Source organism: Franconibacter pulveris, from assembly GCF_056780215.1.
In genome coordinates this window covers 4,288,930-4,307,973 of record NZ_CM165555.1, presented here as the reverse complement: position 1 = coordinate 4,307,973, position 19,044 = coordinate 4,288,930, and the positions used below count along the sequence as shown (strand labels likewise).

17 protein-coding genes and 1 pseudogene are annotated in these 19,044 nt (G+C 56.7%); 12 read left to right on the top strand and 6 right to left on the bottom strand.

The features are described 5' to 3' along the window. Window positions 1-64 precede the first annotated feature (64 nt). The 4 genes from ACU4F7_RS20425 to envZ all read left to right on the top strand — a co-directional run bounded on the left by ACU4F7_RS20425 (window position 65) and on the right by envZ (window position 3,805). Complete coding sequence (locus ACU4F7_RS20425; RefSeq protein WP_481637648.1) at window positions 65-907, top strand: DUF3289 family protein; 843 nt, start codon at window positions 65-67, stop codon at window positions 905-907. Continuing rightward, window positions 907-1,359: a DUF943 family protein gene (locus tag ACU4F7_RS20420; protein WP_481637647.1), complete on the top strand. Its 453-nt coding sequence runs from the start codon at window positions 907-909 to the stop codon at window positions 1,357-1,359. Before ACU4F7_RS20425 ends, ACU4F7_RS20420 begins: the two co-directional genes overlap by 1 nt. A 368-nt stretch (window positions 1,360-1,727) precedes the next feature. Continuing rightward, window positions 1,728-2,447, top strand: coding sequence for an osmolarity response regulator transcription factor OmpR (gene ompR / locus ACU4F7_RS20415; protein WP_001157751.1), 720 nt, complete (start codon window positions 1,728-1,730; stop codon window positions 2,445-2,447). Next, window positions 2,444-3,805 carry a two-component system sensor histidine kinase EnvZ gene (gene envZ / locus ACU4F7_RS20410; protein WP_024558205.1) on the top strand — a complete coding sequence of 454 codons (1,362 nt, stop codon included), beginning with the start codon at window positions 2,444-2,446 and terminating at the stop codon, window positions 3,803-3,805. The genes ompR and envZ overlap by 4 nt, the downstream gene beginning before the upstream one ends. 45 nt (window positions 3,806-3,850) lie before the next feature. Here the strand turns inward: envZ and pckA are convergent, their stop codons facing one another. The 5 genes from pckA to ACU4F7_RS20385 all read right to left on the bottom strand — a co-directional run bounded on the left by pckA (window position 3,851) and on the right by ACU4F7_RS20385 (window position 10,050). Continuing rightward, the gene (gene pckA / locus ACU4F7_RS20405; RefSeq protein WP_481637646.1) at window positions 3,851-5,470 is read right to left on the bottom strand and encodes a phosphoenolpyruvate carboxykinase (ATP); all 1,620 of its coding nucleotides are present in this window, start codon (window positions 5,468-5,470) and stop codon (window positions 3,851-3,853) included. Window positions 5,471-5,866: 396 nt separating this feature from the next. Further along, entirely contained in the window at window positions 5,867-6,745 is an 879-nt protein-coding gene (gene hslO / locus ACU4F7_RS20400; RefSeq protein ID WP_024558203.1) for an Hsp33 family molecular chaperone HslO, read from the bottom strand. 23 nt (window positions 6,746-6,768) lie between these two features. After that, on the bottom strand, window positions 6,769-7,170 hold the full coding sequence (hslR, locus tag ACU4F7_RS20395) for a ribosome-associated heat shock protein Hsp15 (RefSeq protein WP_024558202.1): 402 nt from the start codon (window positions 7,168-7,170) through the stop codon (window positions 6,769-6,771). Further along, window positions 7,167-7,850, bottom strand: a complete 684-nt coding sequence (gene yrfG / locus ACU4F7_RS20390) for a GMP/IMP nucleotidase (RefSeq protein ID WP_024561145.1) — start codon at window positions 7,848-7,850, stop codon at window positions 7,167-7,169. The genes hslR and yrfG overlap by 4 nt, the downstream gene beginning before the upstream one ends. Window positions 7,851-7,911: 61 nt before the next feature. Then, the gene (locus ACU4F7_RS20385; protein WP_029590565.1) at window positions 7,912-10,050 is read right to left on the bottom strand and encodes an intracellular growth attenuator family protein; all 2,139 of its coding nucleotides are present in this window, start codon (window positions 10,048-10,050) and stop codon (window positions 7,912-7,914) included. 331 nt (window positions 10,051-10,381) lie between these two features. Between ACU4F7_RS20385 and nudE the strand changes: the two genes are divergently transcribed. Then, complete coding sequence (gene nudE / locus ACU4F7_RS20380; protein WP_481637645.1) at window positions 10,382-10,942, top strand: ADP compounds hydrolase NudE; 561 nt, start codon at window positions 10,382-10,384, stop codon at window positions 10,940-10,942. 54 nt (window positions 10,943-10,996) lie between these two features. Here nudE and mrcA read toward each other — a convergent pair whose 3' ends face one another. Beyond that, window positions 10,997-13,549, bottom strand: coding sequence for a peptidoglycan glycosyltransferase/peptidoglycan DD-transpeptidase MrcA (gene mrcA, locus ACU4F7_RS20375; RefSeq protein ID WP_481637644.1), 2,553 nt, complete (start codon window positions 13,547-13,549; stop codon window positions 10,997-10,999). Between the two features lie 119 nt (window positions 13,550-13,668). Between mrcA and pilM the strand changes: the two genes are divergently transcribed. The 7 genes and pseudogenes from pilM to aroB all read left to right on the top strand — a co-directional run bounded on the left by pilM (window position 13,669) and on the right by aroB (window position 19,013). Continuing rightward, entirely contained in the window at window positions 13,669-14,466 is a 798-nt protein-coding gene (gene pilM, locus ACU4F7_RS20370) for a type IV pilus biogenesis protein PilM (protein WP_029590562.1), read from the top strand. Further along, window positions 14,463-15,014, top strand: a complete 552-nt coding sequence (locus ACU4F7_RS20365) for a PilN domain-containing protein (RefSeq protein WP_481637643.1) — start codon at window positions 14,463-14,465, stop codon at window positions 15,012-15,014. The genes pilM and ACU4F7_RS20365 overlap by 4 nt, the downstream gene beginning before the upstream one ends. Beyond that, the gene (locus ACU4F7_RS20360; protein WP_481637642.1) at window positions 14,998-15,480 is read left to right on the top strand and encodes a HofO family protein; all 483 of its coding nucleotides are present in this window, start codon (window positions 14,998-15,000) and stop codon (window positions 15,478-15,480) included. The genes ACU4F7_RS20365 and ACU4F7_RS20360 overlap by 17 nt, the downstream gene beginning before the upstream one ends. Continuing rightward, a pseudogene (locus tag ACU4F7_RS20355) lies at window positions 15,470-15,742 on the top strand (HofP DNA utilization family protein); the annotation flags it as partial. The gene ACU4F7_RS20360 and the pseudogene ACU4F7_RS20355, both read left to right, overlap by 11 nt. A 40-nt stretch (window positions 15,743-15,782) precedes the next feature. Beyond that, the gene (hofQ, locus tag ACU4F7_RS20350; protein WP_071809106.1) at window positions 15,783-17,042 is read left to right on the top strand and encodes a DNA uptake porin HofQ; all 1,260 of its coding nucleotides are present in this window, start codon (window positions 15,783-15,785) and stop codon (window positions 17,040-17,042) included. Between the two features lie 304 nt (window positions 17,043-17,346). Next, on the top strand, window positions 17,347-17,868 hold the full coding sequence (gene aroK, locus ACU4F7_RS20345) for a shikimate kinase AroK (protein WP_024552823.1): 522 nt from the start codon (window positions 17,347-17,349) through the stop codon (window positions 17,866-17,868). 56 nt (window positions 17,869-17,924) lie between these two features. Continuing rightward, window positions 17,925-19,013 carry a 3-dehydroquinate synthase gene (gene aroB / locus ACU4F7_RS20340; RefSeq protein WP_029590557.1) on the top strand — a complete coding sequence of 363 codons (1,089 nt, stop codon included), beginning with the start codon at window positions 17,925-17,927 and terminating at the stop codon, window positions 19,011-19,013. The last annotated feature ends 31 nt before the right edge of the window (window positions 19,014-19,044 follow it).

Below are 19,044 nucleotides of genomic sequence, written 5' to 3'. Positions count from 1 at the left end.
GCTTTAACAAATAAATAAGCACGGATAATGTGCAAACAGAACGTGAATAACAGGACGTTATTTTATGGCAATGGCAACCTTCCCCTTAACGATTTATCAAACACGCCGCGGCTTTAATGATGTTGGCGCGGATGACATGCGTTACGGGGATTTATCTCAGGAACAACTTATAAAAAGATTCCGCCTCACTGCGGTATCGAACGTCGTCGATCCTTATACTCTGACGCGATTAACGCCTTTTAATACGCCGCAGTCGCGCTTTGCTGGCGTATATGGCAACAGCAACGGCGGCCAGCTTAGCGCGCATGAGTGCGCCAGATTACTGTTTGAAGAACTCCAGACCACCTCTTTACCTTTCGCTTTTTATGGGCCTTACCGGCAGCTTATCAATCAGATGCTGACGCACCTTTATCGCTCCACCGGCGCGCCCTGGCGCGACGCACGGTTAGATTTGGCCTACCGTAATCAAATCCTTAGTGATAACTCAAAAAACAGTACCCGGATTGCGATTAAAAAAATCATCGACGTGAATATAGATTACGAAAACAAGGGGTACCCATTAAGCTTACTTGCTGAACTTACAAACAATATCAAGCAAAGCGTTTTGCCAAAGTTTGATCTGCCGATACTGGATAAAATCAATGGGATGGGTATCTCAGTACATGATGTTCATGCGACACGTATCGATATAGTCAGCCTGGAGGTAAAAGGAACGCACTGGCGGGCGCGAATCTTATACAAGGGGCAAGACCATTTTGGTCTCGGTATTGAAGACATTCAAAAACAGAAATTTATGCAGTTCCAGTTTTTTAAGATATGGTTTGTTCTTCAACGTTTCAATCGTTTCGGATTTTGTCCCTTTTTTACCAATATGGAAGCGATCATTGACCTTGAAGGAGGCTGCTAATGAAAAAAATAGTGTTTGTACTGGCGGCTCTCATTGTTATGGGTACGAGCCTGAATCTTTACCTGAATCGGGGAGGCGTGAAAGTTATTGATGGCCATGGTAATAAGTGGACAGCTTCGATCATCGTTGACCGGTTACCATTATCTGAACCAAGCAAAATTGAATGGTGGCTGCAAAATAAGGAAAGTATCGTAGCAAAATACCATTTTAAGCCTGACAACCCCGCCGATCGCCTAACTTATTACATTTATTCTTTCGGCGACGGTTATCAGGAAGAGGAGAACGAAGACAGGTTATGCTTTGATAACATGAAGCCACCCAAAAATTGCATAGATAAGAACTTGCTGATGGTGGTTTCGAAAACACGTAACGGCGACACTGAATTTCGGTTTGATAACGCGGTTTATATTCGTAATAAAGCAGGGCGAATTTATCAATCTGAAGAGAAATAAACGGCCTGCGCGCATTCCCGGCGTTTCTCCTGCCTCACCAACCTTTTCTGCCCAGCCTCTTTTTCTCAGCCTCTGGCGGCGCTTTTTTAGCCGCGCCGCGCAGGCAACGCGGCGCGCTTGCGACGTCACGATACTGATATGATTCCCGCTGCCCTTCGCGTACCCTCTTCCCAACAAGTTTTCCGCTTTTCCGATACCCAACGCAGCGCAAGGAAGCTTACTCTTTATGACAAAGCGCGTATTTAAGCTGCTGTTAAATATGCTTTGTAACAATTTAGGCTAGAATATATACCAGATTTAATTCACCCCGTGGACGCTCAGTTTCTTAGAATACGCCCACCACTGTCCGAGCCTTTGGGAGTAAACACATGCAAGAAAATTATAAGATTCTGGTTGTTGATGACGATATGCGCCTGCGCGCGCTGCTGGAACGTTATCTCACCGAACAGGGCTTCCAGGTTCGCAGCGTAGCCAACGCCGAGCAGATGGATCGACTGCTGACCCGCGAGTCTTTCCATTTGATGGTGCTCGACCTGATGCTGCCAGGAGAAGACGGGCTTTCTATCTGCCGCCGTCTGCGCAGCCAGAGCAACCCGATGCCGATAATCATGGTCACCGCAAAAGGGGAAGAGGTGGATCGCATCGTGGGGCTGGAAATCGGCGCCGACGACTATATTCCCAAACCTTTCAACCCGCGAGAGCTGCTGGCCCGTATCCGCGCCGTGCTGCGTCGCCAGGCGAACGAACTGCCGGGCGCGCCTTCGCAGGAAGAGGCCGTTATCGCCTTCGGTAAATTCAAGCTCAACTTGGGCACCCGCGAAATGTTCCGCGAGGATGAGCCGATGCCGCTTACCAGCGGCGAATTCGCCGTACTGAAAGCGCTGGTCAGCCATCCGCGCGAGCCGCTCTCCCGCGACAAACTGATGAACCTGGCGCGCGGTCGCGAATACAGCGCCATGGAGCGCTCTATCGACGTGCAAATCTCCCGCCTGCGCCGCATGGTGGAGGAGGATCCGGCGCATCCGCGCTATATCCAGACCGTCTGGGGACTGGGCTACGTCTTTGTGCCGGACGGTTCTAAAGCATGAAGCGAGTGCGCTTCTCGCCCCGAAGCTCCTTTGCCCGTACGCTGCTGCTCATCATCACTCTGCTGTTCGTCAGCCTGGTGACGACGTACCTGGTGGTGTTGAACTTCGCTATTCTGCCGAGCCTTCAGCAGTTTAATAAAGTTCTCGCCTACGAAGTGCGTATGCTGATGACGGATAAACTGCAGCTGGAAGATGGCACGCAACTGGTGGTGCCTCCGGCGTTTCGTCGGGAGATCTACCGGGAACTGGGCATTTCGCTCTATTCCAACGAAGCGGCAGAGGACGCGGGCTTGCGCTGGGCGCAGCACTACGAATTTTTAAGTCAGCAGATGGCCCAGCAGCTTGGCGGCCCGACAGAAGTCCGCGTCGAGGTGAACAAAAGCTCGCCGGTGGTGTGGCTGAAAACCTGGCTGTCGCCCAACATCTGGGTACGCGTGCCGCTAACGGAAATTCATCAGGGCGACTTCTCGCCGCTCTTCCGTTACACGCTTGCCATCATGCTGTTGGCGATAGGCGGCGCCTGGCTCTTTATCCGCATTCAGAACCGGCCGCTGGTGGATCTGGAACACGCCGCCTTACAGGTAGGGCGGGGGAATATTCCGCCGCCGCTGCGTGAGTATGGCGCTTCTGAAGTGCGCTCGGTAACGCGCGCCTTCAACCACATGGCGGCGGGGGTGAAGCAGCTGGCGGACGATCGCACTTTGCTGATGGCGGGCGTAAGCCATGACCTGCGCACGCCGCTGACGCGTATTCGCCTCGCTACTGAGATGATGAGCGAAGGCGACGGCTACCTCGCCGAGTCCATTAACAAGGATATCGAAGAGTGCAACGCCATCATCGAACAGTTCATTGATTACCTGCGCACCGGTCAGGAGATGCCGCTGGAGATGGCGGATCTCAACGCGGTGCTGGGCGAGGTGATTGCCGCGGAAAGCGGCTATGAGCGTGAAATTGAGACAGCGCTGGAGAGCGGCGAAATTATGGTGCGTATCCATCCGCTTTCCATCAAACGCGCCGTCGCTAACATGGTGGTCAACGCCGCTCGCTATGGCAATGGCTGGATCAAAGTGAGCAGCGGCACCGAGCTCAACCGCGCCTGGTTCCAGGTGGAAGATGACGGGCCGGGCATTAAACCCGAGCAGCTTAAACACCTGCTCCAGCCGTTTGTGCGCGGCGACAGCGCCCGCAGCACCAGCGGCACCGGGCTGGGACTTGCCATCGTGCAGCGTATTGTTGATAACCACAACGGCGCGCTGGATATCGATACCAGCGAGCGGGGAGGTTTACGCATCCGCGCCTGGTTGCCCATTCCGGTGATGAAAAGCCCGCAGCTGAGCAAAAACAGCGTTACCGCGTAAGCATAAAAAAACCACCCGAGGGTGGTTTTTTTTCGCCTTGCGGCTTCAGAGCCGCGGCCCGGCGCTCACCAGCGCGGCGCCAGCCGGCGTGTCGGTGTACTTCTCGAAGTTGGCGATAAACAGCTTCGCCAGCTGCTGCGCTTTCTCCTGCCACTGCTCCGGCGAAGCGTAGGTGCTGCGCGGGTCGAGAATGCGTTCATCCACCCCAGGCAGGCTGGTTGGGATCGCCAGATTAAACAGCGGCAGAGTAAAGGTTTCCGCATCATCGAGCGAACCATTCAGAATGGCGTCGATAATGGCGCGGGTATCCTTAATGGAGATGCGCTTGCCGGTGCCGTTCCAGCCGGTATTCACCAGATAAGCCTGGGCGCCCGCCGCCTGCATGCGTTTCACCAGCACCTCAGAATATTGCGTTGGATGCAGCGACAAAAACGCCGCGCCGAAGCAGGCGGAAAAAGTAGGCGTGGGTTCTGTTACGCCGCGCTCGGTGCCTGCCAGTTTGGCGGTGAAGCCGGAAAGGAAATGATACTGCGTCTGGCTCGCGGTCAGGCGTGAAACCGGCGGCAGCACGCCGAAGGCGTCGGCCGTCAGGAAAATCACTTTGGTCGCGTGACCAGCTTTTGACACCGGCTTCACGATATTGTCGATGTGATAGATAGGGTACGAGACGCGGGTATTTTCCGTTTTCGACGCATCGTCGAAATCGATGCTGCCGTCGTCGCGCACGGTGACGTTTTCCAGCAGCGCGTCGCGACGGATAGCGTGATAAATATCCGGCTCCGCCTCTTCAGACAGGCGAATGGTTTTGGCGTAGCAGCCGCCTTCAAAGTTAAACACGCCGTCATCGTCCCAGCCGTGTTCATCATCGCCAATCAGGCGGCGTTTCGGGTCGGTGGAAAGCGTCGTTTTACCGGTGCCGGAAAGGCCGAAGAACACCGCCACATCGCCCTTCTCGCCCACGTTTGCCGAGCAGTGCATCGAGGCGACGCCTTTCAGCGGCAGCAGGTAGTTCATCACCGAGAACATCCCTTTTTTCATTTCGCCGCCGTACCAGGTGCCGCCAATCAGCTGGATGCGCTCGGTCAGGTTAAAGGCGATGAAATTCTCGGAGTTCAACCCCTGCGCCTGCCAGTCCGGGTTGGTGCACTTCGCGCCGTTCATGACCACGAAATCCGGCGTAAAGTTCTCCAGCTCCTCGTCGGTAGGTCGAATAAACATGTTCTTGACGAAGTGCGCCTGCCAGGCGACTTCGGTAATAAAGCGTACCGACAGGCGCGTATCGGCGTTCGCGCCGCAGAACGCATCGATGATAAAGAGGCGCTTGCCGGAGAGTTGTTGGGTGACGAGATGCTTGAGATGCTGCCAGGTTTCAGGGGAGAGCGGTTTATTGTCGTTCTTGCCTTTGCCTTTATCCGCCCACCAGAGCGTATCACGGGTAGTTTCGTCGCGGACGATATATTTATCTTTTGGCGAACGGCCCGTGAAAATACCCGTGTCGACGGCAACAGCGCCGAGATTCGTCAGGACGCCGCGCTCATAGCCTTCAAGGCCAGGCGCCAGTTCTTCCTGATACAGCGTATCGTAATCGGGGTTGTAGACCACGTCGTGGGCGTTACAAATACCATAAGCTTCGAGATCCTGGGGAGTTATACCTTTAACACGCATATCACTGCTCCTTAGCCATTTTTTACTGCCATAAATTGTAGGGGTGTTCAGAGAGAGTTAACCGCGATGGGCTTCATATATTTACTTCTTCAATAGATAGCCACAGCGGAAAATACTGTCAGACCGGTCACGACGCGAGACAGAGTATGGCAGGAGTGTATATCGTAAAGCGGGGATTGTTCCGAATATGTTAAAAAAGGTGGGCGGTAAACGAACAGTTTGTGAGTGTAACCGCTTTCTCAGGAAACGGTTGCGCGCAGCTGGTGGCAAAACCCGGAAACGATCGCACTCTTTTGCCGGCTGACCGATAACGGCCAACGGAAAACGCAGGCCCGTTGTGGCCATAAAAAAAGCGCCGCCCGGACGGGAAGCGCTTTTTATGAAGAGGCAGGGGAATTAATGTACCTGCGGGTCCGCCGGAGAGGCGTTATTGCGAATAGCGACGATATCCATTGCATCGAAAACGTAATGGTTGCCGCAGTAATCGCAGTGCATATCCACTTCACCATCTTCAGCGATGATGGTATCCACTTCTTCCGCAGGCAGCGTTTTCAGCGCTTCGGCGCAGCGCTCGCGGGAGCAAGTGCACTTAAACTCCACCTCTTGCGGATCGTAGAGCGTCACTTCTTCTTCGTGATAAAGGCGCCACAGCACGTCGTTGGCCGGCAGCGTCAGCAGCTCTTCTGCGGTGATGGTTTCGGTAAGCGTCGCCAGGTGCGCGAAGTCGTCCGCCTGGGCGTTTTGCGCTGGCAGCACCTGCAACAGCATACCGCCCGCCGCCGGGCGTCCTTGCGCTTCACCCGTGCGGATGAAAAGGCGCGTCGGCAACTGCTCAGAGCGCAGGAAGTAATCTTCCAGGCATTCCGCCAGCGTATCGCCTTCCAGCCCTACCACGCCCTGATAACGTTCGCCTTCGCTCGGGGTGATAGTGATAACCAGGTAGCCGTTGCCCACCAGCGTTTTCAGATCCGCATCAGCCGGAACGTCACCCTGTACACGAGCCACGCCGCGCATCTGCTGATTGTTATCGCCGTTGATGACCGCAAGACTCATCGGGCCGTCGCCCTGCAACTGCACGGTGATATCGCCAGAGAATTTCAGCGTAGCCGTCAGCAGGCTGGTGGCGACCAGCAGCTCGCCCAGCACGTTTTTCACCGGCTGCGGGTAGTCATGGTTTTCAAGGATCCGCTTCCAGGTGTCGGAAACTGTCACCAGTTCGCCGCGTACGGCATAGTTTTCAAACAGATAGCGGTGTAATTGGTCGTGTTGGGCCATAATTGTCTCTCTTGTCGCGACGGTTATTCATTGTCGCTGTATTTAAATTTCATCAGATCGCGGCGCTCTTTTTTATCCGGGCGGCGGTCCGGATGCGGCATGGAGAGCGCGTTGAGTTTGCGCGCCAGAGCGAGTTTCTCGCGCTTCTCAATGCTTTCCGCCGTCTCTTCATAAAGCTGTACCGCTTCGGCTGCCGGGCGACGCTGGTCGGTAATGGCTTTCACCACTACGGTACGTTCGTCGTTGCCCTGGCGCAGCACCAGCACCGCGTTCAGTTCAATTATCTTGCTGGGTTTGGCGCGCTGTCCGTTGTAGTGCACCTTACCGCCTTCAATCATCTCGCGCGCCAGCGCGCGGGTTTTGTAGAAGCGAGCCGCCCAGAGCCATTTATCCAGGCGCACCCCTTCTGCGGTTTTCTCTTTCATGGCGACTCCCTGAGTTGCAGTGCGGGGATCAACCGTCGGTAGTCATTGAGCGCCGGATGACGCTGATAAAGTTTATCCGCCATCCCCGAGTCGGGATTGGTCACGCCCAGGCAGTAGCGAATGCCAAACTTCGCGGCGGCATCCAGAATCGGTTCGCTGTCGTCAATAAACAGCGTTCTCGCCGCTTCCAGACCGGTATGGCGGGCGACCGCCTGCCACAACCGCTGATCCTCTTTGGGATAACCAAATGTGTGGGTGGAAAGTAATAAATCAAGGTGCTGAGCAAGGCCGGTATGCTCAAGCTTCACCGCCAGATTATGAGGATGCGCGTTGGTCAGCAAAATACGGCGCTTGCCGCGGGCCTTCAGGGCGTCGAGAAACGGCACGGTATCTTCACGCAGCACGGCTTTCGGCCCCTGGGCGGTGGTCATCGCGCAGATATCCAGCCCCAGACGTTCGCTCCAGTAATCCAGACAATACCAGTTTAGCGTATGCTGCACCGCGTGATACTCCTGGCGGATATAGCTGTGGGCTTCGTCGAGCGTAATGCCGCGTTCGGCGCTCAGGGTTTCCGGCACCAGCTGGAGCCAGAAATGGCTGTCAAACGCCAGGTCGAGCAGCGTGCCGTCCATATCCAGCAAGACGGTATCAACGTCCTGCCAGGCGATATCTATATGCATGGTTTCTCCAGCCGGAAGAGGAAAGGGCGTCAGGGTATCATACTCCTGACGCCCTTTTTCATCAGAACAGAGAGCGGACCTCGGGGGAGGGGACTAACTGCGGATTCAGACAGCTTTCATAGTAGTGCTGAATTTGCGCCAGTCGGCTGCGGTTGCGCTGCCAGCGGCGCAGCGCCATAAAGCCGTTATAAATTACGCAAACCAACATGGCGACCATCAGCAGGGTGGTGCCGATGTAGCGCCACAGGCCCGCGCTGTCGGGAATACTGTGCAGCGCCACGTGTTGCGTGCCGTTCGCATCGGTGCGGATGCTGGTGATAATGCCTTCCGCATGGAAAGGCGTTTGCATCAGCATTTCCGCCAGCCGCTGGAACTCTTTCCATTGCTCCTGCGCCGGATAGTCATAGAGCGACATCGGCGGGTAGGGCTGGTCGACTAAATCTTCGCCTTCATCGCTGACTATCATAAAGCCGCCCGGCGGCGGGCTATTCAGCGCCTGCGCCGCCCGGTTGGTTTCACGCTGGAAGAACGGCGCGGTGGAGGTCGTGACCAGACTATCCAGCGACTCCGCGCTGACCGGGCGCAGCAGGACGTTAATACCGTCGAGCTTGCCGGCGCTGGCGCGGTGGGTCAGCGTCTCCCAGTCTTTCGTATTGCCAAGGTTCACCAGCGCGTTTTTAAGGCGAACACACTCATCTTCGCCGGTACAGAGCGCTTCGGTCAGCAGCACGATTTCCGAGAAATCATCCAGCAGGATCATGCCCGATTTCTGAATAGCGGAGGCCAGTTGCGGGTTGATTTTACTTTCGCCCGCCATCGGATGAAGCTGGCGGTTCACCGCTTCAGTCAGCGCCGTGGCTTTGGCGACCACATCAGACTCCGGCAGCGGTAGCAGCCGTGCGTTATTCCAGAGTATTTGCGAACAGTCGAACGGCATGAACGGATAGTTTTGCCGCGGCGAATAGCTGCCCGGCAGATGAATATTACACATTCCGGTGCCGTTGACGCGCAGGGTATCGCCAACGCGCAGGCCCGCCTGCTCCAGTTGCTCTACGCTTGTCGCTTCAACGGTTTGCGCGCCCTTAAGCCAGGAAACGGTCAGCTTGAACGGCATATCGAGCGGCACCCAGAGCGTGAGCAGCGTTAATACCGCCAGCGCGCCCAGCGAGATAATGGCGTTGCGCAGCCAGGGCTGCAGCGGGAAGTTTTTCACCTCTTCATGCAGGGAGAGAAAACGCCCCTGCCGCACGACATGGCGGTCAAGGTAGATATCAATATCGGTTTTCTGGCCTAAATCCTGGTGAATAAACGGCTGCCAGTGCGGCGGATAAACGAGGTCGATAATGCCAAGCGAAATATTATTGATTTGCTCCTGGTCGGACTCGCCAAACAGCCCCCAGCGCTTTGGCGTGCCGCGCAGGCAATGAATTTCCCGCAACGCGGTTTTCGCAGGCGGCGCGAAAAGCCCCCACAGCCCTGCCGCCAGCAGCATAATGCCGCCGCCCAGCAGCCACGGCAGAAACATTTCTGGCGTCACCAGACAGAGGAAGAAAAGCATAAACGCGCCGCAGATGAGCAGCGCTTCGCGCAGGCCGTCCGGCCGCCCCAGGGAGTGCTCCTCGTGAGTCTCCTGGCGAATATTAAGCAGCTCTATCTGCTCGCTCTCTTCGCCGCGAATCGAGGCCTGGCGAGAGGGGTTGTGCTCCAGCGCATAGCCACGCGTTTCGGGCGCCGAATTCTCCAGGCTATAGCCATTTAGCGAGATAACCAGCGGCAGCGTTGCGGTAAGGATAAGCTCGACGCTGTTGTCATCGGTGATGTGCTGTTCCCAGAAAGGCGGCAGGTGCACTTCCACCGAGTCCAGGTAGTAACGCCATTTATTGGGGTCGTCAGTGCTCAAACCGTAACGCGTAATGGAGCGCGTTAACGCATAGACCGTATTGCTTTGCGAAGTAAGCGTCAGGCTAATGGGCGCTTTGCTGGCGCCCGTCGGGCCAGGGGCGTCCTGATAGCGAGCCAACGTCTCAAGATAGCTTTCTACTGCGCTGCGCTCGTCCGCAGACAGTTTACGGGTGGTAGCGCCAGTAAAAGTTTGAGCGGACAACCTGCCGCCGCGGTGATGTTTTTTACGCTTCAACCACCACCCTGCAATCACCATACAGGCCAGCATAGCAGCTACGAAAATCAATAAGGTGCTCATGCTTTCCCCATCAAACTACGGTTCCTGGTACAGATATCGACAAACGTCACCAGCAAAAAGCAAGTGTGCAAAAGAGCTTTATCGGCAGGTATGAGGTGCAACTTGAGTGAAATTACTGAGGCATACCAGCGGCTGTGAAATGGTAGCAAAGGCGGATCGGCCTAAATATCAGCAAATTCTTATTTCAATTTCAGCCTCTTGACAATTGTTCGCAATTGCGAAATATCTCGTAACAAGGTTACAAAAATGTAAATAACAGCCAATTCACATTGCTCAAACCGTGCGGCATGTCGCACAATGAAGACTATTTCTTACCTCTGTGATCCATGCGATGAGTAAACCATTACAAAAACCCACCATTCTCCGTGTTGAATCTGTAGCCCGTTCCCGTCTGTTTAATGTGGAAACCGTGGATCTGGAATTCAGCAATGGCGAGCGCCGGGTCTATGAGCGTATGCGCCCCTCCACCCGTGAGGCGGTAATGATTGTGCCCATTATTGATAATGAACTGGTGCTGATCCGCGAATACGCGGTGGGCACAGAGTCTTATGAGCTGGGCTTTCCCAAGGGGTTGATTGACCCGGGCGAAACGGTGTTTGAAGCCGCTAACCGCGAATTGAAAGAAGAGGTGGGCTTTGGCGCGCATGAGTTCACCTTTTTGAAAAAGCTCACCATGGCGCCGTCTTATTTCTCCAGCAAAATGAACATCGTGATAGCGGAAAACCTCTATCCCGAATCGCTGCAGGGCGATGAGCCGGAGCCATTGGTGCAGGTGCGCTGGCCGCTTGCGGAAATGATGACGCTGCTGGAAGACCCGGATTTTAGCGAGGCGCGTAACGTTAGCGCGCTGTTCCTGGCGCGCGAATGGCTCCAGTCCCAGGGCCGCTTTTAACCCCGTCGCACCATAAAAAAACGCCCCTTTGCAGGGGCGTTTTTGTTTCCGCCATCAGAACAATTCGTGCGTTTCGCCATTATCGATGAGCGTGGTGCCCACCTCATGCACAGCGTGCTGCGTGGGCTGCGTACCTTCAATAAAGTACTCTTCGCGGCTGTTGCCGCCGTTCGCTAACTGCCCGGTGCTGCGGTCGATATTCACCGTCACGATGCCCGGCGGCGGCGTCAGCGGCTCCTCCGGCACGCCCTCGAGCGCGGCTTTCATATAAGCGTCCCAGGCGGGCTGCGCGCTCTTGGCGCCGCCTTCGTAGCCGGAAATCTGTTCCGCAATCGCGCCGGAAGCGCTGGTGCGTCCAAGATCGCGACGATGATCGTCAAAGCCAATCCAGACCGAGGTCACTACGCCCGGGCCATAGCCGGAGAACCAGGCGTCTTTGGAGCTGTTGGTGGTGCCGGTTTTACCGCCGATATCACGACGCTGCAAGTCCCGGCCCGCGCGCCAGCCCGTACCCTGCCAGCCCGGTTCGCCAAAGATATTGGTATTCAGCGCGCTCTTAATCAAAAACGACAGCGGCGTATTGATGACATGCGGCGCGTACTGCGGCGCAGGACTCTGCGCGACCAGCGCTTTGTTGGCCTGTTCAAGCTGCGGCATCGGCACGGTGGCGTTCTGCTGCTCCTGCGACGTCGCCACCTCTTCTACGTCTTTATTTTCAAGCACATTTGATTTCGGCGTATCGCCGTAAATCACCGGAATATCGCAATCCGCGCAGGCCACTTTCGGCATTGCCTGGAAGAGCGTATCGCCCTGTTCATTGAGGATTTTAGTAATGAAGTAGGGGTCAATCAGGTAGCCGCCGTTCGTCATTACCGCATAGCCGCGCGCCACCTGCATCGGCGTAAAGGAGGCGGAGCCGAGCGCCAGCGATTCGGTATGGACAATATTCTGCGCCGGGAAGCCGAAGCGCTGCAGGTACTCCGCCGCGTAATCCACCCCCATGGCGCGCATGGCGCGCACCATCACCACGTTTTTGGACTGTCCCAATCCCTGGCGAAGACGAATCGGGCCATCATATTGCGCGGGCGAGTTTTTCGGTCGCCAGTCGGAGCCTGCGCCCGCATCCCAGCGCGAAATCGGCACATCGTTGAGGATGCTGGCAAGCGTTAGCCCTTTATCCATCGCCGCAGTATAGAGGAAAGGCTTGATGTTGGAGCCTACCTGACGCAGCGCTTGCGTGGCGCGGTTAAACTTGCTCTGGTTAAAGTCGAAGCCGCCCACCAGCGCCATGACGGCGCCATCTTTCGGGTTGATGGAGACCAGCGCCGAGTTCACGTCCGGCACCTGGCCAAGCCACCAGCTGTCGCCGACTTTACGCACCCAAATTTGCTGGCCGGTCTGCACCACATCGGTCACTTTACGCGGCGTTGGGCCCTGCGCGGTGTCGGAGCGGTAAGGGCGCGCCCAGCGCATGCCGTCCATAGAGAGCGTAATGGACGAACCATCCGCCAGCAGCGTCGTCGCCTCCGCAGGCGACGCCTGCGTAACCACCGCGGGCAGTAACGGCCCGTAAGTCGGCAGGTTTTTCAGCGAATCCACGATACGTTGTTGATCCCACGCCGCTTCGCCCACTTTCCACAACACGTTTGCCGGGCCGCGGTAGCCGTGGCGCATGTCGTAATCCATCACGTTGTCGCGCACCGCCTGCTGCGCCGCCTGTTGAAGCCGACGGGTAATCGTGGTGTAGACCTTGTAGCCGTCGGTGTAGGCGTTTTCGCCGTAGCGATTCACCATCTCCTGGCGCACCATTTCAGAAAGATAAGGCGCGGAGAAGGCGATTTCCGGAGCGTGATAAGCCGCGTCGATAGCTTCATCGCGGGCGCTATCGTACTGCGTCTGGGTGATATAGCCCTCGCTCAACATGCGCGAAAGCACCACGTTGCGCCGCGCCGTCGCGCGGTCAAGCGAATAGAGCGGGTTAAAGGTGGAGGGCGCCTTTGGCAGGCCGGCGATGACGGCCATTTCGCTTAAGCTCAGCTGGTCGATAGTCTTGCCGAAATAGACCTGCGCCGCCGCCCCGACGCCATAGGCGCGGTAGCCGAGGTAAATCTTATTCAGGTAGAGCTCAAGGATTTCATCCTTGCTCATGAGTTGCTCAATGCGTATCGCCAGGAACACTTCCTTGATTTTACGCACCAGCGTGCGTTCCGGGCTTAAGAAGAAGTTACGCGCCAGCTGCTGCGTGATGGTGCTCGCCCCTTGCGAAGCGTGGCCGGAAAAGAGCGCCACGCTTGCCGCACGAAATATCCCTACCGGGTCGACCCCGTGGTGTTCGTAAAAGCGGCTGTCTTCGGTAGCGATAAACGCTTTCACCATCACAGGCGGGATCTGATTAAGCGTTAGCGGAATACGGCGCTTTTCACCGTACTGGGCGATAAGTTCGCCGTCGGCGCTGTAAACCTGCATGGGGATCTGAAGCCGCACGTCTTTCAACGTGGCGACATCGGGTAACTGTGGCTCTATGTACTTGTAAAGGCCATAGATCGAGCCGGCTCCCAGCAGAATGCAAAAGACTGCAAGGATGAATAAATACTTTACGAACTTCACCGGGAATTTCTCATTTGGTTTCGTTTGGGCAGTTTATAAACAATCGCGCGGTAGTATAAAGGCAAGCCTGAAGCATTGATATGTCATTTTCACCCGGCACGATAAGGAGATCGGCAATCATGACAAACGGCAGATGGCAAATTGGCATGCATATTCAAGAAGATAGCGTAAAGGCTGTGGCGCTGAGCCGCAGGCGCGGCGGATGGGCGCTGTGCCGCTGGTGGCACATTCCTGCCCGTGAATCTCTCTGGCGCGAAGGGGTAATAACAGGCGATAGCGCGCTGGTGTCGGCGTTGCGTCAGTGGCGCGCGCAGTTGCCGCGCGGACATAGCCTGCGCATCGCTTTCCCGGCTCAGCGCACCGTGCAACGTGACATTCCGCGTCCGGCCGCCACGCTGTGCGAATCGGAATGCGAAACATGGCTGGCGAGCGCGACCGCTCGCGATCTTCATCTCCCGGCAGACACGCTCTGGCTTGACTACGCGCTTGCTGAAGAGCCTGCCCGGTTTCAGGTAACGGCTGCGCAGAAGCGGGAAGCCGAAGCGCTGTTAGCCAACCTCCGCGCGGCAGGGCTCCAGCCCGAAGCGCTGACGCCGGACGCCTGCGCATTAACGGCCTTCTGGCCTTACGCGCCCGATAATGTAGCGCTTATCGCTTGCGAAGCCGCAGGGCAGTGGCTATGGGCTTCCCGCTCGCGCTGGGGGGTAATCGAGCGGGGCGGTCTGCTGCCCCTGGCCAAACAACTGGAAATAAGCGCCCAACGCTTAGCGGTATGCGGTCCGTTGCCAACAGAAGCGGAAGGTTGCCTGCGTCTGGATCCGCTTGTTTTTATCACTTTTCAGCAGCCGCCGTTATTAAAAGCGCCTGAATGTTACGCGGTGGCGCTTGGCCTTGCGATGGGCGAGGTCGTGCGATGAGCGCGCTTATCAACCTGCTTGCCTGGCGCGCCCGGCGACGCAAACGACGCATGCGGCTCTGGGGCGGGCTGTTTGTCGGCGGCGCAATGGCGGTGGGAGCCGCAACGCTGCTCTGGTTCTGGCTTCTCATACAGGCGCAGGCGCAGTGGACAGCCCGCACAGAGGCCGCGCAGCTTCAGCAGCGCGCCCAGGCAAGCCGGCTTGCGAACATCGCGGCGCTTAAGCAGCGCATAGAGACGTTACGGCAACAGCTTGAGCGGCGCGTCGCCCGGCAAACGAGCCTTGCGGCGTGGGAACCTCGTTTGCTTGCGCTCGCGGAGTTCACGCCGTCGGTTCTGTGGTTCACAAGCCTGAGCCTCACCGAAAAGTCATTGCTGTTGCAGGGCAAATCGCGCGATCCCGAAGCGATAGCGGCGCTACAGCAAAGCCTGCGCCAGTTGCCCGGTTTTCCGGCCAGCGAGATGGGGGAGACGGCGAAAGAGCGTCATCGCGAATGGCGTTTCTCCATTGCGCTTTATCCGGAGGTGAAGCATGACGCCGCACCTTGAACGCTGGCTCGCGGCTCCCATTAGCGTGCGCCTGCTGTGCTGGTTGGCGTGGATGACGGCATGGTTTGTCGTTGGCTGGCTTGCGCTGGCCCCGGCCCGGCAGGAAAACGCGGCGCAGGCGCTTCGCTATCAGAAACTCGTGCAGACGGTGGAGCAGCAGCGTCAGCGGCTTGCGGGCCAACAGGATGAAGCGCAGCGCAATCGCCAGATTGCGGCGCTGGAGGCGAAGCTCAAACCGGAACCCTTCTCTGCGCTGGAGCTGGTGCAGGCGCATGGCGGACGCCTGGCGCGCTGGTCGCCGGATGGCCTGCGCGGCGAACTGGTAATTGATCTTGCGTGGCCGCAGGTGCCCGCTTTTTTTGCCCGACTGGCGCGCTACGACATTGAGGCGATGGCGTTTACGTTAGCGCCTCATGAGAAATCGTTGCGCCTTTCGCTACAGCTGGAGATGAAACATGCGCAGTGAATGGCTGCTTATCGCGGCGTTAATGCAGCCCGCTATCGCCAGTCGCAATCCTTTTGAACCTCCCGCCGGAGATTGCGATACAGAAAACACGGAGCGCTGGCGTTATCTCGGCATGGTTGGCCGTGAAGAGGCGGTACGCGGAATTGTCAGGACGCCGGAGGGAAAGTCGCTTCGGGTCAAGGTGGGAAACAGGCTGTACGAAGGCTGGCGCGTTAGCGCTATCACTGCCGCGCAAATCACGCTTGTGGCGGATGGCGTCTGCGAGGAAGCGCCGCAACACTGGAAGCTTAAGGAGCAATCCCATGGTAAGGAAACTTCTTCTTTTATTAGCATTGAGCGCGGCGGCAACTCAGAGCCCGGGCGCAACGGTCAGCCCGCCGCTTTCCGTGGTGGTGGACGAAGCGCCGGTGGCGCAAGTGCTGCAGGCGCTGGCGGAGAGCGAAAAGCTGAATCTCGTCGTGGCGCCAGGCGTTGAGGGCACGCTCTCTTTGCACCTTATTGATGTGCCATGGCGGCAGGCTTTTCAGGCGGTCATCGACAGCGCCAGGCTGCACTGGCAAAAAGAGGGCGCTATCTTGCGCGTCTATCCGCAGGATTGGGAAGCGCAGCAGCAGGCGCGGCTTTTAGCGGCGCGCCAGCAGCGACAGCGTAGTCAGCCTGTCGGGAACGAGACTTTTACGCTGGGGCATGCAGACGCGACAGAGCTGGCCGCCGGCATCGGCGCGCTGGGCGATAAGCTCTTAAGCCCGCAAGGAAGCGTGACGGTAGATAAACGCACTAACCGGCTGCTGGTGAGCGATAACGCCGCCGCGATGAAGCGGGTGCGCGACTGGATAGCGCGGATGGATATCCCGGTAGGGCAAGTGGAACTGGCCGCCCATATTGTCACCATGAATGAACAAAGCCTGCGCGAGCTGGGCGTGAAATGGGGGCTGGCGGAGCCGGAAGGGGATATCAAACGCTGGCACCCCACAAGCCTTTCTGCCGATCTTAGCGTGGCGAACGCGACCACGCATGTGGGTTTTAACGTCGGGCGCATCGATGGACGAATGCTGGACGTTGAGCTCTCGGCGCTTGAGCAGAAAAACCAGGTAGAAATTATCGCCAGCCCGCGACTGCTGGCGGCTCATCAACAGCCCGCCAGCATCAAACAGGGCAGCGAGATCCCGTATCAGGTCTCCAGCGGCGAAAGCGGCAAAACCTCGGTCGAGTTTAAAGAGGCGGTGCTGGGTATGGAAGTGACGCCCACTATCGGCAACAAAGGCACCATTCGCCTGAAGCTGCGCATCAGCCAGAATATGCCGGGGCAAGTGTTGCAGCAGGCGGATGGAGAAACGTTAGCCATTGATAAACAAGAGATCGAAACGCAGGTAGAAGTGAAAGATGGCGAAACCCTGGCGCTGGGCGGCATCTTTCAGCAAAAAAATAAATCCGGCAAAGACAGCGTGCCGTGGCTTGGGCAAATTCCATTATTGGGAAGGGTATTTAGCCATGACGGCAAGGGAAACGAGCGGCGGGAGCTGGTGGTTTTTATTACGCCGAGGATTGTTAAGAGTCGTTGATGTATTAGCGTGAGCTATGATTTTTACGTTTTAAGTCCTCCGGATGTTTGACGAAGGGGTGGAATTAGCATACAAGGAGTACCGATTTGAGAGTCGGTAAGAAACGGTGCTTCCCGTGATGTTTTTTCACTCCCTCGCACCCGGTACGGTAATTTATTCGGTTGCCAAACTACCTGGAGTGTTGAGATAATTTTTGATCTGACTCTCGCACTATCGCATAAGAGGTTTCAGTTCATTTCCCGTGACGCAGGGTTGTGGCGCACCGGGTTTATCATCAACGAATTGTCTTAGTAGTACCGAAAAAATGGCAGAAAAACGCAATATCTTTCTGGTTGGGCCTATGGGCGCTGGCAAAAGCACCATTGGGCGTCAGTTAGCTCAGCAGCTCAATATGGAATTCTACGATTCTGATCAAGAGATTGAGAAACGGACGGGCGCTGACGTGGGCTGGGTCTTCGATGTCGAAGGCGAAGAAGGTTTCCGCGATCGTGAGGAAAAGGTTATCAACGAGCTGACGGAAAAACAGGGTATTGTGCTCGCGACGGGCGGTGGTTCTGTCAAATCCCGCGAAACCCGTAACCGTCTTTCCGCCCGTGGCGTCGTGGTTTATCTGGAAACGACCATCGAAAAGCAGCTCGCCCGTACCCAGCGTGATAAAAAACGCCCCTTGCTTCAGGTAGAGACGCCGCCGCGCGAAGTGCTCGAAGCGTTAGCTAACGAACGCAATCCGCTTTATGAAGAAATTGCCGACGTGACCATTCGCACCGACGATCAAAGCGCGAAAGTGGTGGCTAACCAGATTATCCATATGCTGGAAAATAACTGATTCCAGTTAACCCAATACTCGTCTGCGGGTACTAGCACATAAGGTTACTGAGCGTCATGGAGAGGTTGACAGTCACTCTCGGGGAACGTAGTTACCCTATCACCATCGCGGCCGGATTGTTCAACGATCCGGCTTCCTTTTGGCCCTTGCGCGCGGGTGACCAGGTCATGCTGGTAACCAACGAAACGCTGGCGCCGCTTTACCTCACCAACGTTCGCCAGGTGCTGGAACAGGCGGGAGTGAAAGTCGACCAGGTTATCCTGCCCGACGGCGAGCAATACAAAAGCCTGGCGGTGCTTGATACTGTCTTTACCGCGCTGCTGGAAAAACCGCATGGCCGCGATACTACACTTATCGCTTTGGGCGGCGGCGTAGTGGGCGACCTGACCGGTTTTGCTGCAGCTTGCTACCAGCGAGGCGTGCGCTTCATTCAGGTGCCGACCACGCTCCTCTCGCAGGTGGATTCCTCCGTTGGCGGCAAGACGGCTGTAAATCATCCGCTTGGCAAAAACATGATCGGCGCTTTCTACCAGCCTGCTTCGGTGGTTATCGATCTCGATTGTCTGAAAACCCTTCCTGCGCGTGAACTCTCTTCCGGCCTTGCTGAGGTCATTAAGTACGGCATTATCCTTGACGGCGATTTCTTCAACTGGCTTGAAGAAAACCTGGATGCGTTGCTGGCGCAGGATGGCGCGGCGATGGCTTACTGCATTCGCCGTTGCTGCGAGATAAAAGCGGAAGTCGTGGCGGCGGATGAGCGTGAAAGCGGCTTACGTGCTTTACTCAATCTTGGCCATACTTTCGGCCACGCTATCGAAGCGGAAATGGGCTATGGCAACTGGCTGCACGGCGAAGCGGTCGCGGCGGGCATGGTCATGGCGGCGCGCACGGCGCAACGGCTGGGCAATTTTAGCGACGCGGATACGCAGCGCGTTATCGCTCTGCTCAAACGCGCAGGCTTGCCGGTAACGGGGCCGGAATCTATGGCTCCGGAAGCCTATTTACCGCACATGATGCGTGATAAAAAAGTGCTGGCGGGAGAGCTGCGTTTAGTGCTGCCGCTGGCTATAGGGAAAAGCGAAGTGCGCGGCGGAGTGCCGCACGAGGTAGTTATTGGCGCTATTGCTGACTGTCAGCAGGCGTAACGATTAGAACGGCCTGTCGCCAGTTTTTGGC